Origin of the sequence: Pseudolabrys sp., assembly GCF_050250095.1 — a bacterium.
GTDB lineage: Bacteria > Pseudomonadota > Alphaproteobacteria > Rhizobiales > Xanthobacteraceae > Pseudolabrys.
This window is the reverse complement of the sequence record NZ_JBFWPH010000007.1, coordinates 105636-121087: the sequence shown is the minus strand read 5'-3', so window position 1 is coordinate 121087 and position 15452 is coordinate 105636. Positions and strand designations below refer to the sequence as shown.

Annotated in this window: 15 protein-coding genes; 6 read left to right on the top strand and 9 right to left on the bottom strand. The window is 66.2% G+C overall.

Going from position 1 to position 15452, the window contains the following annotated elements; all coding sequences use genetic code 11:
* Positions 1-51 precede the first annotated feature (51 nt).
* The 4 genes from AB7F10_RS18405 to AB7F10_RS18390 form a co-directional block, all read right to left on the bottom strand.
* Positions 52-1095 carry an esterase-like activity of phytase family protein gene (locus AB7F10_RS18405; protein WP_428564575.1) on the bottom strand — a complete coding sequence of 348 codons (1044 nt, stop codon included), beginning with the start codon at positions 1093-1095 and terminating at the stop codon, positions 52-54.
* A complete protein-coding gene (gene cobT / locus AB7F10_RS18400; RefSeq protein ID WP_428564572.1) occupies positions 1092-2996 on the bottom strand; it encodes a cobaltochelatase subunit CobT in 1905 nt (634 codons plus the stop codon). The genes AB7F10_RS18405 and cobT overlap by 4 nt, the downstream gene beginning before the upstream one ends.
* A 114-nt stretch (positions 2997-3110) precedes the next feature.
* Entirely contained in the window at positions 3111-4097 is a 987-nt protein-coding gene (gene cobS, locus AB7F10_RS18395; RefSeq protein WP_428564569.1) for a cobaltochelatase subunit CobS, read from the bottom strand.
* A 202-nt stretch (positions 4098-4299) separates the two neighbouring features.
* Entirely contained in the window at positions 4300-4908 is a 609-nt protein-coding gene (locus AB7F10_RS18390) for a J domain-containing protein (protein ID WP_428564566.1), read from the bottom strand.
* Positions 4909-5025: 117 nt separating this feature from the next.
* Between AB7F10_RS18390 and AB7F10_RS18385 the strand changes: the two genes are divergently transcribed.
* Positions 5026-5304 (top strand): BolA family protein, encoded by a 279-nt coding sequence (locus AB7F10_RS18385; protein ID WP_428564563.1) that lies wholly within the window; start codon positions 5026-5028, stop codon positions 5302-5304.
* A 160-nt stretch (positions 5305-5464) separates the two neighbouring features.
* Here AB7F10_RS18385 and AB7F10_RS18380 read toward each other — a convergent pair whose 3' ends face one another.
* From AB7F10_RS18380 to AB7F10_RS18370, 3 genes are read right to left on the bottom strand one after another with little or no spacing between them, the layout of a single operon-like run.
* Positions 5465-6751, bottom strand: coding sequence for an HlyC/CorC family transporter (locus tag AB7F10_RS18380; protein ID WP_428564560.1), 1287 nt, complete (start codon positions 6749-6751; stop codon positions 5465-5467).
* Positions 6748-7881, bottom strand: coding sequence for a 3-dehydroquinate synthase (gene aroB / locus AB7F10_RS18375; protein WP_428564557.1), 1134 nt, complete (start codon positions 7879-7881; stop codon positions 6748-6750). Before aroB ends, AB7F10_RS18380 begins: the two co-directional genes overlap by 4 nt.
* The gene (locus AB7F10_RS18370; RefSeq protein WP_428564791.1) at positions 7878-8459 is read right to left on the bottom strand and encodes a shikimate kinase; all 582 of its coding nucleotides are present in this window, start codon (positions 8457-8459) and stop codon (positions 7878-7880) included. The genes aroB and AB7F10_RS18370 overlap by 4 nt, the downstream gene beginning before the upstream one ends.
* Positions 8460-8624: 165 nt before the next feature.
* On the opposite strand from AB7F10_RS18370, the gene AB7F10_RS18365 reads away from it, so the two are divergent.
* Both AB7F10_RS18365 and xerD read left to right on the top strand, forming a co-directional pair.
* Positions 8625-8771, top strand: coding sequence for a histidine kinase (locus AB7F10_RS18365; RefSeq protein ID WP_428564554.1), 147 nt, complete (start codon positions 8625-8627; stop codon positions 8769-8771).
* Between the two features lie 22 nt (positions 8772-8793).
* Complete coding sequence (xerD, locus tag AB7F10_RS18360; protein ID WP_428564268.1) at positions 8794-9774, top strand: site-specific tyrosine recombinase XerD; 981 nt, start codon at positions 8794-8796, stop codon at positions 9772-9774.
* A gap of 6 nt (positions 9775-9780) precedes the next feature.
* On the opposite strand, the gene AB7F10_RS18355 is transcribed toward xerD, so the two are convergent.
* The gene (locus AB7F10_RS18355; protein ID WP_428564265.1) at positions 9781-10737 is read right to left on the bottom strand and encodes a cupin-like domain-containing protein; all 957 of its coding nucleotides are present in this window, start codon (positions 10735-10737) and stop codon (positions 9781-9783) included.
* Positions 10734-11957 carry a GNAT family N-acetyltransferase gene (locus tag AB7F10_RS18350; RefSeq protein WP_428564262.1) on the bottom strand — a complete coding sequence of 408 codons (1224 nt, stop codon included), beginning with the start codon at positions 11955-11957 and terminating at the stop codon, positions 10734-10736. Before AB7F10_RS18350 ends, AB7F10_RS18355 begins: the two co-directional genes overlap by 4 nt.
* Before the next feature lie 286 nt (positions 11958-12243).
* On the opposite strand from AB7F10_RS18350, the gene AB7F10_RS18345 reads away from it, so the two are divergent.
* The 3 genes from AB7F10_RS18345 (at position 12244) to AB7F10_RS18335 (ending at position 15450) form a co-directional block, all read left to right on the top strand.
* A complete protein-coding gene (locus AB7F10_RS18345) occupies positions 12244-13200 on the top strand; it encodes an acetyl-CoA carboxylase carboxyltransferase subunit alpha (protein WP_428564259.1) in 957 nt (318 codons plus the stop codon).
* Between the two features lie 337 nt (positions 13201-13537).
* On the top strand, positions 13538-15088 hold the full coding sequence (locus AB7F10_RS18340) for a L,D-transpeptidase family protein (RefSeq protein WP_428564256.1): 1551 nt from the start codon (positions 13538-13540) through the stop codon (positions 15086-15088).
* 71 nt (positions 15089-15159) lie between these two features.
* Positions 15160-15450, top strand: coding sequence for a GIY-YIG nuclease family protein (locus tag AB7F10_RS18335; protein ID WP_428564279.1), 291 nt, complete (start codon positions 15160-15162; stop codon positions 15448-15450).
* Positions 15451-15452 lie beyond the last annotated feature (2 nt).

Here is a 15452-nt window from a genome sequence, read left to right as displayed (position 1 = left end):
TCCGCTGTTTTGAGTTTCGACGGCCGCGCCTCAAGCGCGGCCGTTTTCATTTCAGGGTTTCACTAACGCGAACTGCAACAGGATGCTGCGCTGGATGACCGAGAAGTTGTCATCCGACACCAGGGTCAGGATCGTCTCGCCCTGCGCGTTGCGGTGGACGGCGAGCCCTTCGAGATTGTCGATCTGGTAGCCGAGATCGGCCTCGAACAGCACCGGCCCGTCCGCCACCGCGCCGTTGCGGAACGCGGACAGTGACAGCCGGCGAACGCGGATCGCAAGTCCGGTCGCGCGGGTAAAGCGCCGCTCGAGCAGCAGCAGGCTCGACGGCGCGAGCAACGCGCAGTCGCTGACATCGAAATTGTCGCGACGCGCGACGGCGAAGTGCGCCACGTCACGGCCGCGCAGGATGAAGGCGCGGATATTGCCGCGCGCGTCAAGCGACGCCTCGCTGACGGCGATCAGCTTGCCGGCATGGTGCGCGGCGCCGGCCGGCACCGCGGCAAGGCACTCGAGCCCCCGGTTGAACCCGAGCGACTTGAAATCCGGCGGCACCATGATCGGCTCGCCGCGTGCGGCGACACCGTGACGGCCGAAATCGAACTTTACGATCTTATGGACACGCTCGAAGCCGACATAGACGCTGTCGCCGTCGCGCGCGATCGATTCCGCATCGAACCAGCCCTGCGCCGCGAGCGGCTGGCCGTCGGCGGCGAGCAGCGGCGCAAGCTGCGCATCGGCGATGCCCGCCGGGCGGCCGTTGCGGTATTCGATCCTGCCGGTCAACCAGCCGCCGCGGTCGGTGATGGCGACGAAGGACGCGCCGTCCGACGCCACCCGAATGCCGGAAATGCCGCCGAAGGCGCGGTGCACCGACGTCATCGCAAATCCGCCGCGGAATTCCAGCGCGCCGAAGCGGGTGCGCGCGGCATCGCGCAGGTCGAACGATTCAATCGGCGTGGTGTTGACGACGATCCGGGTCGGCGCAGCCGGAAAGCGGATCGATTGCGCGAAGGCCGGCGCGGCGGAAAAACCCGCCAGCCAAAGCGCGCCGGCGAACGCAAGAACGAGACGGAATGTCGCCGGCGCGTGCGTCACGCGACGCGGCGGCGCGGCCTTGCCGGTCGCGACGATGCGCGGTCCTGCCGCGCGTGTTCCTCGAACAGCTCGGCGAGCTTTTCGGTCATCGCGCCGCCAAGCTCCTCGGCGTCGACGATGGTGACGGCGCGGCGATAGTAGCGCGTGACGTCGTGGCCGATGCCGATGGCGATCAGCTCGACCGGCGAGCGGGTCTCGATCTCTTCGATTACCCAGCGCAAGTGCCGCTCGAGATAGTTGCCGGCGTTCACCGACAGCGTCGAGTCGTCGACCGGTGCGCCGTCGGAAATCATCATCAGGATCTTGCGCTGCTCCTGCCGACCCAGCAAACGCTTGTGCGCCCAATCGAGCGCCTCGCCGTCGATGTTCTCTTTCAGCAGGCCCTCGCGCATCATCAGGCCGAGATTCTTGCGCGCGCGCCGCCACGGCGCGTCCGCCGATTTGTAGATGATGTGGCGCAAATCGTTGAGCCGGCCCGGATTGGGCGGCTTGCCGGCGGTGAGCCAGTGCTCGCGCGACTGGCCGCCCTTCCATGCCCGCGTGGTGAAGCCGAGGATTTCGACCTTGACGCCGCAACGCTCCAGCGTGCGAGCGAGGATGTCGGCGCAGGTGGCGGCGACCGTGATCGGCCGGCCGCGCATCGAGCCGGAATTGTCGAGCAGCAGCGTGACGACGGTGTCGCGGAATTCGGTGTCCTTCTCGTATTTGAAGGACAAAGCATGCATGGGGTCCATGATGACGCGCGACAGGCGGGCCGGGTCGAGATGGCCTTCCTCGAGGTCGAATTCCCACGAGCGGTTCTGCTGCGCCATCAGGCGGCGCTGCAGCCGGTTCGCGAGCCGCGCCACGACGCCCTGCAGATGCGAGAGCTGCTTGTCGAGATAGCCGCGCAGCCGATCGAGTTCCTCGGCGTCGCAGAGGTCTTCGGCGGCGACGGTCTCGTCGAACTTGTGGGTGAAGGCCTTGTAGTCCGGACCGCGCGGCTCGTTCTGGCCGTGATATTTCGGCCGCTGCGGCTCGCCCGGCGCCTCGGAGTCGCCCATGTCCTGATCGTCGGCCATGTCGGAGGTCGGCGCCTCGGCGGCTTCCGCGGCGCTCTCCGGCGTGTCCTCGCTGGACATCTCGGTGTCTTCCATCGAGGTCTGCTGGGAATCCTCGGAATCGTTGTTGTCGCCGTCGTCGCCCGACTCCGGACTGCGCTCGTCCTGATCGCTGTCGTCATCGTCGTCTTCGGAATCGCTGGAGCGGTCGTCGCCCATGTCGAGCGAGTCGAGCAGGTCGCGCACCACGTCGGCGAATTTGCGCTGGTCCTCGACCAGACTGTCGAGCCGGTCGAGATCCTCGCCGGCGCGTTCCTCGATCATCGGCCGCCACAGCTCGACCAGCCGCTTCGCCGCCGCCGGCGGCGCGAGGCCGGTCAGCCGCTCGCGCACCATCATCGCGACGGCTTCCTCGATCGGCGCATCGGCGCGATCGGTCACCTCGGAGAACTTGGCGCGGTGATATTTGTCCTCGAGCATCGCGGTGAGATTGCCGGCGACGCCGGTCATGCGGCGCGCGCCGATCGCCTCGACGCGGGCCTGCTCGACCGCCTCGAACACCGCGCGGGCCTGCTGGCCCTGCGGTTGCAGCTTGCGATGCATGTTGACGTCGTGACACGCGATGCGCAGCGCCATCGCGTCGGCATGGCCGCGCACGATCGCCGCTTCCTGCTTGGTCAGCTTGCGCGCCGGCTCGGGCAGCCGCGCCTTGCCGCCGATCAGGCCGGGACGCTCGGCGGCGAAGGCGACCTCAAGCTCTGGCTGGCGCGCGATGGCGCGCAGACAGCCCGACACCGCCCGCTTGAACGGCTCGTTCGGCGCTTCCTTGGCCGGCGTCTTGCTCTTGATGTTCGAGGCCATCTCTCTTGTCGTTCCGGGGCGCTCCGAAGGAGCGAGCCCGGAACCCATACCCTCAGTCGTTCATCGTTACGCGCGGTGCGGCGATTATGGGTTCCCGCCTTCGCGGGAACGACATTATGAGAGCGCCACGTTCACCGAGCTTTCCGGCAGCTCGACGCCGAAGCAACGCTGATAGAATTCGGCGACGATCGGGCGCTCCAGCTCGTCGCACTTGTTCAGAAACGTCAACCTGAAGGCGAAGCCGATGTCCTTGAAGATGTCGGCGTTCTCGGCCCACGTGATGACCGTGCGCGGGCTCATCACCGTCGAGATATCGCCGTTCATGAAGGCGTTGCGGGTCAGGTCCGCCACGCGCACCATCTTCGACACGATCTCGCGGCCCTGCTCGTTCTGGTAATGCTTGGCCTTGGCCTGCACGATCTCGACTTCGTTGTCGTGCGGCAGATAGTTCAGCGTGGTCACGATCGACCAGCGATCCATCTGCGCCTGGTTGATCTGCTGCGTGCCGTGATAGAGGCCCGAGGTGTCGCCGAGGCCGACGGTGTTGGCCGTCGCGAACAACCTGAAAGCAGGATGCGGCTTGATCACGCGGCTCTGGTCGAGCAGCGTCAGGCGGCCCGACGACTCCAGCACGCGCTGGATCACGAACATTACGTCCGGGCGGCCGGCGTCATACTCGTCGAAGCAGATCGCGACATTGCGCTGATAGGCCCACGGCAGAATGCCGTCGCGGAATTCCGTGACCTGCTTGCCGTCCTTCAGGACGATGGCGTCCTTGCCGACGAGGTCGATACGGCTGATGTGGCTGTCGAGGTTGACGCGCACCATCGGCCAGTTGAGCCGCGCCGCGACCTGCTCGATATGCGTCGACTTGCCGGTGCCGTGATAGCCGGTGACGATCACGCGGCGGTTCTTGGCGAAGCCCGCGAGAATGGCGAGCGTGGTCGGCCGGTCGAAGCGATAGTCCGGATCGATATCCGGCACGTGCTCCTCGCGCTCCGAATAGGCCGGCACTTCCATATCACTGTCGACGCCAAACACCTGCCGGACCGACACTTTCATGTCGGGCATGCCGGTATTGTCCTGTAATGCAGCAGTCATTGGTCCTCCGTGGCTTCGGAACCCCCGAAGCCCGATCCCGGGTCGGCTCATCTGGTTCGATTGTGCGGGCGAACCTAGCAGAAGGGTCGGGACCGAAAAACCCGTCCTAGCCTGATGCACATATCAATATTTTCAATAGGATAGCGTGAAAATCGCCTCCGGCCGCGGCGGGACAGGGTTGCGCGGCGCAGATAGCGGGGCGTCAGCCGAAGCCGACCGACTTCAAGTAGTTATAGGCTTGGATGATTTCCACCAGCCGGTCCTCGCTGGAGCGGTCGCCGCCGTTGGCGTCCGGATGGTGGCGCTTCACCAGCACCTTGAAACGGGCCTTCACCTCGACGCTGGTGGCGTCGACATCGAGGCCGAGCGTTTCGAGCGCGCGGCGCTCGACATTGCGGATGACGCGCGCCTCCGCCTTGCGCTGCGCCTCGGCCTGCCGCGAGGCGCGGGTGCCGAACTCATTGAACATGCCGAGCGGATCGGCCGCGCCATCGACATCGGGGCCTTGGGCACCGCGCTTGCCGGTGCCCATTTTCCATGTCGGGCGATGGCCGGTCAGCGCATCCTTCTGATAGGCGGCGACCTCGTCATCCTTCATGCCGGCGAAGAAATTGTAGTTCTGGTTGTATTCGCGGACATGCGCGATGCAGTAGTGCCAGTAGTCCTTCTCGCGGCCGCGGCCTTTCGGCGCGCGATGGGTCGCCTTCTCGCGGCAGCCGGCCCACTGGCAGCCGGGACCTTCCTCGCGGCGGGTGCGATCCTTCTCAGGCTTGACGCGGATACGGTCGAACAGGGGTGAATCGAATTTCATGACCGGACATTATTCGGACTTTGACAGGGGCGCCGCAAGGGCTTCGCGATGCTGCCTCGACAATTTTGCATTCTTTTGACCATTGACCCGATGCCACGCAGGTGGATAAGCGAAGTGATGCGCACCGTTGATGTCATCATCCAAAAGCTGACCGAGAGTTTCGCGCCGCAAAGCCTCGATGTGCAGGATGAATCTCACCTGCATGCCGGCCATGCCGGCTCGCGCGCGGGAGGACAGACGCATTACCGCGTCTATATCGTATCGGACGCCTTCAAAGGAAAGAGCCGGATCGAGCGTCATCGCCTGATTAATGCCGCGCTCGCCGATGAGCTTGCCGGCAGCGTGCACGCGCTGGCGATCCACGCCTCCGCTCCCGGCGAAGGCGGCGCGGCCTGACACTCTCCAGCAGATTGCCGAAAAATCGCCGTCGTCATTCCGGGGCGCGAGCGATAGCGAGCGAACCCGGAATCCAGAGGCGCGCACCGAGCCCGTTTCTGGATTCCGGGTTCGCAGGCATTCGCCTGCGCCCCGGAATGACAGCCACAGGATGAGCGGATCAGATCTTCGCCGCCTGCTTGCGCGGCAGCGGCTGGATGCGCAGCGCCGTGATGCGGTTGCGCGAGCGGCGCAGCACCCGGAAACGAAAGCCGTGGAAGGTGAAGCTCTGCCCCGGTTCGGGAATGGAGCGCGCCTCGTGGATGACGAGACCCGCAATCGTCGTCGCCTCGTCGTCCGGCAGATTCCATTCCATCACGCGGTTCAGATCGCGGATCGGCACCGCGCCGTCGACATTGACAGAACCATCCGGCTGACGCCGCACGCCGGGCATCGCGACGTCGTGCTCGTCGGTGATGTCGCCGACGATCTCTTCCAGAATATCCTCGAGCGTGACGAGGCCCTCGACCTCGCCATATTCGTCGACCACCAGCGCGAACGGCGTCTTGCGGCGGCGGAACGCCTTGAGCTGCTCGGACACGGGGCGCGTATCCGGCACGAACCACGGCGGCGTCATCAGCGCGGCGATGTCGACCTTGTTCGGCTCTCCCCCGACGGCGTGCAGCGCGCGCAGCAAATCCTTGACGTGCAGCACGCCGACGATGTTCTCCGGCTGGTCGCGCCACAACGGGATGCGCGTCACCGGCGAGGCGATCACCGCATTGACCAGCGCTTCGGTCGGCTCACCGATATTGAGCGTGATCATCGTGGTGCGGTGGACCATGACGTCCGACACTTCAAGCTCACGCAGGTCGAGCACGCCGCCGAACATGTCGCGGTCGTGCTTCTCGACGCCGCCCTCGCGATGCGCGAGATCGACGACGCCGCGCAATTCCTCGTGCGCGGACAGGATTGCCTGGTTTTCGCCGACCCTGATGCCGAACGGCCGCAACAGCGCGCGCACGATGGTTTCAATGGCGGCGACGATCGGCGACAGCAACGCGACGAACCACGACACCGGCCGCGCGAGCCAGATCGCGAGCCGTTCCGGCGCGACGATAGCCGCGGTTTTCGGCATCACCTCGGCGAAGACGATGACGACCACGCTCATCACGACTGTCGCGTAGAGCACGCCGACGTCGCCGAACCAGGCGAGCAACAGGCCGGCGGTCAACGCGGAAGCGCCGATATTGGCGATGTTATTGCCGACCAGCATGACGCCGATCATGCGTTCGCGCTTTTCGAGCAACCGGCGCACCAGGCCGGCTTTCGGATTGCCCTGCTTTTCCAGCCGCGTCAGCCGCGCGCGCGACGACGCGGTGAGCGCCGTTTCACTCGCCGAGAAGAACGCCGACAGCAGCAGGCCGGCCAGAACGATCAGCAGCGAAAGCCATTCGTTGTCGGTCATCGCTGCGCCAGTTTCTCCGCGAGAAATCCGCGTACTTCCGCGGGGTCGACATCGGGCGAGACAAAGGCTTCGCCGATGCCGCGAACCAGAATGAAGGTCAGGCGGCCGCGCTTCACCTTCTTGTCCTGGAAAATCAGATCCATGAGGGCGTCGGCATCCGGCACGCCGCCGGGCACGTCCCTCACATGGGTCGGCAGGCCCGTCGCCGCAAGATGGCGCACGGCACGTTCGGCGTCCGCGGCAGACAGCAGGCCCTTGCGCGCGGAGAATTCGAAGGCGAGCGCCATGCCGAGCGCGACCGCCTCGCCATGCAGCAGGCGGTCCGAGAAGCCTGCGCCGGCTTCGAGCGCATGGCCGAAGGTGTGACCGAGATTGAGCAACGCGCGTTCGCCGGACTCGCGCTCGTCGCGCGCGACGACACCGGCCTTGGCGCGGCAGCTCACAGCGATGGAATGTTCGCGGCTGCTGCCGCCGGCGAACACGTCCTGCCAGTTCGCCTCGAGCCAGGAGAAGAATGCGCCGTCGCCGAGCAGGCCGTATTTCGCGACCTCGGCGTAGCCGGCGCGGAACTCGCGCTCCGGCAGCGTGTCGAGCAACGCGGTGTCGGCGATCACCAGCACCGGCTGGTGGAACGCGCCGATCAGGTTCTTGCCTTGCTTCGAATTGATGCCGGTCTTGCCGCCGACGGACGAGTCGACCTGCGCCAGCAGCGAGGTCGGCACCTGCACGAAATCGAGGCCGCGCCGCACGCTCGCCGACGCATAGCCGGCAAGATCGCCGATCACGCCGCCGCCGAGCGCGACGACCAGATCGTCGCGCTCGATGCGCGCGGCGATCAGCGCCTCGCAGACTTTCTCGAAGGTCGCGTAGCTCTTCGATCCCTCGCCCGCCGGCACGACGATGCGCGAGGATTCGATGCCGGCGTTTTTGAGCACCGCTTCGGTCGCAGCCATGTGCTTTGCCGCGACATTCTCGTCGGAGACGATCGCCACCTTCGCGCCGGGGCGTAGCGCCTTGATGCGCGCGCCGAGCGAAGCCAGCGCGCCGCGGCCGATGACGATGTCATAGGCGCGGTCGGCCAGCGCGACGTTCACGATTGTCGGATCGCCCGAACGAAGCGGTGCGGTCATGTTTTCTGCTCCGGCACGCCGAGCTTGCCGGCGAGCGCCACGATGATTTCTTCCACCACCGCCTCGTGCGGCTCCTCGCGCGACTGCACGGTGATGTCGGATTGCGCGTAGAACGGCTCGCGCTCCGGCAGCAGCGTCGCGATCTTGTCGGCCAGCGGCCGGTCGTTGCGGCGGCGCGTGCGGCGCTGGAGAATGTCGGCGTCGGCCTTGAGCCACACCGAGACGCCGTTCGCCGCGATCTGCGCGCGGGTATTCGCATCCATCACCGCTCCGCCGCCGGTCGCCAGCACCTGCGGCCCGCCGTCGAGCAGCCGGGCGATCACGCGTTTCTCACCGGCACGAAAATCGGCTTCGCCATGCTTGGCGAAAATCTCGCTGATCGGCATGCCGGCCGCCGCCTCGATCTCGCTGTCGGCATCGGCGAAGCTCAGACCCAGCCGCGCGGCGAGCCGGCGGCCGACCGTCGACTTGCCGGCCCCCATCATGCCGACGAGCACGACCGAGCGGCGGCCGAGCGCAGCGACAATCGCGCTTTCGAGGCCGGTTCCGGCGGTTTTGTGCACGGCGGGATCGGACATCGCGGGCTTTCGGGTCTCCATGACCGGCTTCATATACCAGTTTGCCCGAACAATCGAAGCCGGTTGCGAAGCAGGGTTGCGGGGGCGGCGCGAACATGGTGGATGTGGCCGATTGACGGGCCTCGCCGGCGACGGCGGACAAGCCCGCCAGCCGGGATCGTTCGAATGCCGAGTCTGTTCAGGTTTCTTTTCGTTCTCGCGATCATCTGCGGCGCGGCCTATGGCGTTGTCTATTCGCTGGCCAATTTCGTTCCGCTGAAGCAGCGCGAGATCACCGTGACGATCACGCAGGACAAGTTCCTGAAACGCTGACCATCGGGACGACGGGCGCCGCATGGCCCGACAGGCGAAAAAACCCGCACGCTCCTCCGGCGCCACCGAAGCCGGATTGTTTCTCGACATGCTCGCCGCCGAGCGCGGCGCGGGAGCCAACACGCTCGACGCCTATGCGCGCGATCTCGACGATCTCGCCGACTGGCTCGCCGGCAAAGGCATCGCGATCAAGGACGCCAGCACCGAGAATCTCCGCGGCTATCTGTCCGCGCTCGCGACACAAGGTTTCAAGGCGTCGTCGGTAGCGCGGCGGCTGTCCGCCGTCCGCCAGTTCTATCGCTTTCTCTACGCCGAGGGCCGGCGCGGCGACGACCCCGCCGCCGTGATCGAAGGCCCCAAGCGCGGCCGCACGCTGCCGAAGGTGCTGACCATCGCCGAAGTCGACGGGCTGATCGAGGCCGCGCGCGTCGGGATCGACGAGGCCGGCAAATCGCCGGCGCAACGGTTGCGCGCGGCGCGGCTCTATTGCCTTCTGGAAATCGTCTACGCGACCGGGCTGCGCGTGTCGGAACTCGTCGCGCTCCCGACGAGCGCCGCGCGGCGCGACCAGCGCATGCTGGTGATCCGCGGCAAGGGCGGCAAGGAGCGGCTGGTGCCGCTCAACGACGCCGCGCGCAAGGCGATGGCCGACTATCTCGCGCTGCGTGACGAGGCCGTGGACGATGCCGGAAAGAAAACCGACTCCAAGTGGCTGTTCCCGTCATTCGGCGAGGCAGGCCACCTCTCCCGCCAGCACTTCGCCCGCGACCTGAAAACGCTGGCCGCCGGCTGCGGCATCTCGGGCGAACGGATCAGCCCGCATGTGCTGCGCCACGCCTTCGCCAGCCACCTGCTGCATAACGGCGCGGACCTGCGCGTGGTGCAAACGCTGCTCGGCCACGCCGACATCTCGACGACGCAGATCTACACGCACGTGCTGGAGGACCGGCTGAAAAGCCTAGTGCGCGACCTGCATCCGCTCGCAGATCGCGCCAAGCCCTGACCGTGATCAGGCCGCTGTTTTTGTTTTCATGTAGTAGTTGGCGTCCTTGCCGAGCACCAGCTTGCGGATCAAGGCGCGCATCGCGAGGCTCTTGCGCAGCGGATTGACGACCGCCTTGACGCTGCGGAACAGCACAAGCTTGACGGCGTCGAGCGCGGGATTGCGGCCGGGCGCGCGCTGCGGCAGGCCGGCGCGGCGCAACAGCGAATTGACCACGAACACGTCGTTCTTGCGCATCACCGCCTTGGTCTTCCAGGTCACCGCCATCGAGATCGAGAACTGCGAGCCGGTGCGCACCCAGTGCGGCCAGAGATAAGGCACGAACAGGCCGTCGCCTGGCTTCAGCGAATAGCAGGTCGACTTTTTCTCGAAGGCGTCGCTGTAGCCGACATTGCGGTGCTTGGTCAGCGCCTGCTCGATGACATCGTCCGGCACCACGGAGCCGTCGCGGTTGTCGCAAACCGTGAAGAACTTGTCGCCGTGGATATGGACGAAGATGTTGTCTTCGGGATCGACGTGGAACGGTGTCGTCGACTCGGGCGACGAGACGAACAGGAAGCCGCGCAGATCCTCGAAACCGGCGTCTTCGAGGCTCGCATGGCCGTTCTCGCGCGCCACCGACAGCAGCACGTCCTCGATCACCGCGCGATAGGCCGGATGCGCCTCGACGCGCTTGAGCACCATCCAGGCGCCGCAGGTCTCGATGCGGCGAACCACTTCGGCCGGGTCGAGATCGATTAGCTGCGTCGCGCCGGGATCCTGCCCGATCGCGGCCTTGCCGGAATTGTATTCGATGGAGTCCGCCGGCAGCTCGCGCACCAGATCGATGATCTTCGGAAGCGTGAACAGCGGATTGTCGGCGAGCCGGTGCCGGATCGCAAGCGGCTGCAGCGGAAACGACTTCGCGAAGGCCACGCGATCGGCGGGCTCGAACAACGTGGCGGCCGTGGCAGTGGCTGTCATGGCTTCTTTCCTTTCAGCGAACGGATGCGGTGAAAAACGGAGCGCGCGCTTTCGCGCAGACGATGACGCGACGCGACGAGCGCGGCGCAGAGCGCGAACGCCGCCTTGCCCGGCCCGACCGGCAACAGCCAGTCCGAGACGGCAAGGCGCGCGCGCCAGACATGATCGATCATCGGGTGGCCGCTGACCGCCGTGGAATCGACATCGTCGATGCCGGCGTCGGCGCAAAGCAGGCGCGTCAGGTCTAGGGTGAGCTGCACGCCGGGCGATGTCCTGGCGGCGCTCTCGTCATAGCTGATCTTGAAGAAGAAGCTGCGCCGCAAATGCCGCAACAGGATGCCGGCGGCGATGACCTTTTGCCCCGACGACAGCGTTGCGATGTCGGCAACGCCGGCCGCGACAAGCTCGGCCATTGCGGACTTAATGAAGCGTGTATCGCCCGGCTTGCTGGAAAGCGCGGTGCCCTTGGCGCCTTTCCAGCCCGAGGCTTCGAGCGCAAGAAACGCATCGAGCGCGGCGTCCGCTTCGACACCCGGACGCGCGACCTTGAACACGACCTCGCCGGCATCGGCGAGCCGATTGCGCTGACGGCGCAGTTCCTTGATTTTTTTCGACCCGAGCCCGGCAATCGCCGTCTCGCCGTCCTGCGTTGCATCCAGGAGCGCGCGCTGCTGGCGGTTCATCGCAACCGGCGCGGCGTCGAAATCCGCGACGGCCGCGCGCAGCGCCTTGACCGCCGGACCTTCATCCGGCGCCGACGGCAGCAGCAGAGCGAAAGCGCCGCCGCTTCTTGCAGCCGCAACGAGCCCGCGCGCGGCATCGCCGGCGCGATCGCGGTCGAGCAGCGGAGCGACGACCGGAGAATAAGGATGCCACGCGACAAAAATCGGAACCGGAATGCGCAGCGTCCACCACGCGGACATCACGGGCAGCAATCCGATCAGCCGGTCGCGCGCCGGCGAATCCCATGCGAGCAACACGCGCGCGCCGGACTTGCCTTCGGCATGACCCGCGACGGCACGCGCCCAGTCCGGAAGATAAAATGCATTGGCTTCCAGCGCGCGCCCGGCCAGATCGGCCCAGGCCGCGCGCGGCACATCGAACAGTTCGACGACCTCGACGGTTGCGTCATGGCGGCGGGTGCGGCGTTGCACCTCGACGCCGGCATGACGCCCGGCCGGCGGCGCACGCCAGCCATTCCAGTGATCGATGGTCGACATTGCCGTCCCGTACCCCACAGCGATCGCCAGGGCGCCAACACGCCCCCCGGCGTCCTTGAAGGGCACAGTGGCCAAGCGTCCTTAAGACGGATACAAAACCGCCGCGAACTTGGCCCCCGCCGCGAAATGGGGTTAAAACCGCGCTATCGGGACCAATCAAATTAGCGCATATCTTCAATGAGTTCGTAACCATGACCGGGCCCGCTTGAAACCCGGGCCGCACGCGTGTCAGTTGCGGCTCCAGTCAACGCCATTTAACCGCCGATAGAGCACACCCATCATCGCAATGCGCAGCTATCTCGATTTCGAAAAGCCGGTCGCGGAACTCGAAGCCAAGATCGAGGAGCTTCGCAAGGTGTCGGACACCGGCGATGCCGTCTCGATCGGCGAGGACGTCGCGCGGCTCGAGACCAAGGCGGCGCAGGCCCTGAAGGAACTCTATGCCGCGCTGACGCCGTGGCAGAAGACGCAAGTCGCGCGACATCCGCAGCGGCCACACTGCGTCGACTACATCGCAAAGCTGATCACCGACTTCGTCCCGCTCGCCGGCGACCGCAAGTTCGGCGAGGACGCCGCGATCATCGGCGGCTTCGGCCGCTTCCGCGGCGCAAGCGTCTGCGTCATGGGCCACGAGAAAGGCTCCGACACGGAAAGCCGCATCAAGCACAATTTCGGCATGGCGCGGCCGGAAGGCTATCGCAAGGCGGTGCGGCTGATGGAAATGGCCGACCGTTTCGAGATTCCAGTGATCTCGCTGATCGACACCGCCGGCGCCTATCCCGGCATCGGCGCCGAAGAACGCGGCCAGGCCGAAGCCATCGCCCGCTCGACCGACATGTGCCTCGGCCTCGGCGTGCCGAACGTCGCGCTGGTGGTCGGCGAAGGCGGCTCCGGCGGCGCGATCGCCATCGCCACCGCCAACCGCGTGCTGATGCTCGAACATTCCATTTACAGCGTCATCTCGCCGGAAGGCGCGGCCTCGATCCTGTGGCGCGACACCACCAAGGCGCAGGAAGCCGCCACCAACATGAAGATCACGGCGCAGGACATGCTGCGCTTCGGCGTCATCGACCAGATCATCCCCGAGCCGATGGGCGGCGCGCATCGCGACCCCGCCGCCACGGTGACCGCCGCCGGCCAGGCGATCGAGCAGGCGCTCGCCGGCTTTGCCGGCATGGACCGGGACGCCGTCCGCCGCAGCCGCCGGGAGAAGTTCCTGGCGCTCGGCCGCACGCTCGGCTGAGCCAATTTCGCCAGTGAAACGAAGTGTTGGCGACGGCCCCGCATGACGGGCACCGATGCGGTGAAGTAAATTAACCGCCGGCCGATATATTCATCGTGCAAAACTCAGTATTGGCGGCTTGCCCGAAGCCCTTCATTTAGGGCATTGCCGGCCACCTGAACAGGATTTACGCTGAATTCACCATAGGATACGGCTTCCAGAGGCCCGGACCATGTCGCCTTGCGAAAGCCACATCTTATGGATAACGATTACTCAATAACGATCCGATCGGTCGGGGAGTATCGCGTTGACATCTCTGCCCTTCGCGCGCGCATTGCTCGCGTCCGCGGCCCTTTGCGTGGCTGTGACGCTGAGCGGCTGCAATTACGCCGATAACATCGCGCCGACCGGACGCGCTCAGGCGCCGCTCTCCGACAAGACGCTCGCGCTGCTTGAAGAGAAGCAGATGGACAAGGATTCCCCGATCCTGGTTCGCCTCTTCAAGGAAGAATCCGAAGCCGAAGTCTGGAAGAAGAACCGCAGCGGCGAATACGCGCTGCTCAAGACCTATCCGATCTGCCGCTGGTCCGGTGATCTCGGCCCCAAGGTGAAGGAAGGCGACCGGCAGGCGCCGGAAGGCTTCTACACCGTGACGCCGGGGCAGATGAATCCGAACTCGAATTACTACCTCGCCTTCAACATGGGTTACCCGAACGCCTTCGACCGTTCGTGGGGCCGCACCGGCTCCGAACTCATGGTTCACGGCGACTGCTCGTCGCGCGGCTGCTACGCGATGACCGACGAGCAGATGGTCGAAATCTACGCGCTCGCGCGCGAGTCCTTCTTCGGCGGCCAGAAAGCGTTCCAAGTTCAGGCCTATCCGTTCCGTATGACGGCGCGCAATCTCGCCCGTCACCGCAACAGCCCGCACCTCGCCTTCTGGAAGATGCTGAAGGTCGGCAGCGACCACTTCGAAGTCACCCGCCAGCAGCCGAAGGTCGATGTCTGCGAACGCCACTATGTGTTCGACGCGACGACCCCGGAAGGCGCGGCACGCGCGCCCTCGTTCAGCGCGCGCGGCAAGTGCCCGGCCTTCCAGGTCGAGCCGACGATCGCCAGCGCGGTCGCCGAGAAGCAGCAGCGCGACAACACCGAATATGCCGAGCTCGTCTCCAGCAACATTTCGGTCGTCGCCAGCCGCAAGGGCGTCGACGGCGGCATGCATCCTTCGTTCTACGACAAGCTGCAGGCGACGAGCGTCGCGCAGGGCGACACCCGCTTCAGTCAGCCGGTGCTGATCGCCTCGACGACGCCGGGTGCGCTGCCGCGCACCTCGAGCAATCCGCCCGCGCAGACCACCATTCCGGCCAACATGCCGGGCGTCGAGCCGAAGTATCAACTCGCCTCCGTCGAAACCGGCACGCCCGCGATCCGCGGCAAGGTGCCGGTGCCCGACGCCGCGCCGCTGCCGAAAACCGGCGAAGCGCCGGAGCAGCCGAAAACCATCGGCGGCCTGCTCGATAACCTGCTGAGCGGCTCGTCCGCCGAAGCCTCCGCAACGCCGACGGAAGCCGCCGAACCGGCGCCCGCTCCCGCGACCCGCACCGCGGCGGCGAAGCGCCGTCCGGCCAAGCCGACCCGTGTCGCCGCCAAGCCCTCGCACAAGCCTGCCGCGGAATCGAACAAGCCGGTTGAACACCGGACCGCTGCCGCTGCGCCGCCCGAGCCGGAACCCAAGCCCGAGCTGAAGCCGCGCGTGGCCGCGAACGATGAACGCCCCGCGCCTGCCGCCCAGCCGCAGACCCGGACGGCGTTCACCAGCACGCCGCAGCGAGCCAGCATGATGGGCGCGCAGCCGGTCGTGCCCGCGGGCTCGTTCGAGAGCCGCTGGTCCGGCCTGCGCAACTGATCGTCGCGCTCAAGTCCGCTCCCTTGCCCGCGCGCAAGACGACGACAGCCAAATCAACGGCCAAAAAGCCGATCAAGACAGCGCCGGCAGGAACGTCCAGCGCATCGGACTGCTTCGTCTATGTTCTCGGCACGGTCGGCAAGGATGGCCGGCGGCTCACTTATGTCGGCTGGACCAACGACCTCGCGCGCCGCCTCGCGCGCCATAATGCCGGCACCGGCGCGCGCACGACGCGCGGACGCATCTGGGTGCTGCTGCACGAGGAGCGCTGCGCCAGCCGCCGCCACGCCATGAGCCGGGAATGGCATCTGAAGCGCGACCGCGCGTTCCGGAAAAAACTCAGCGGGACACTGAAAACATAAAC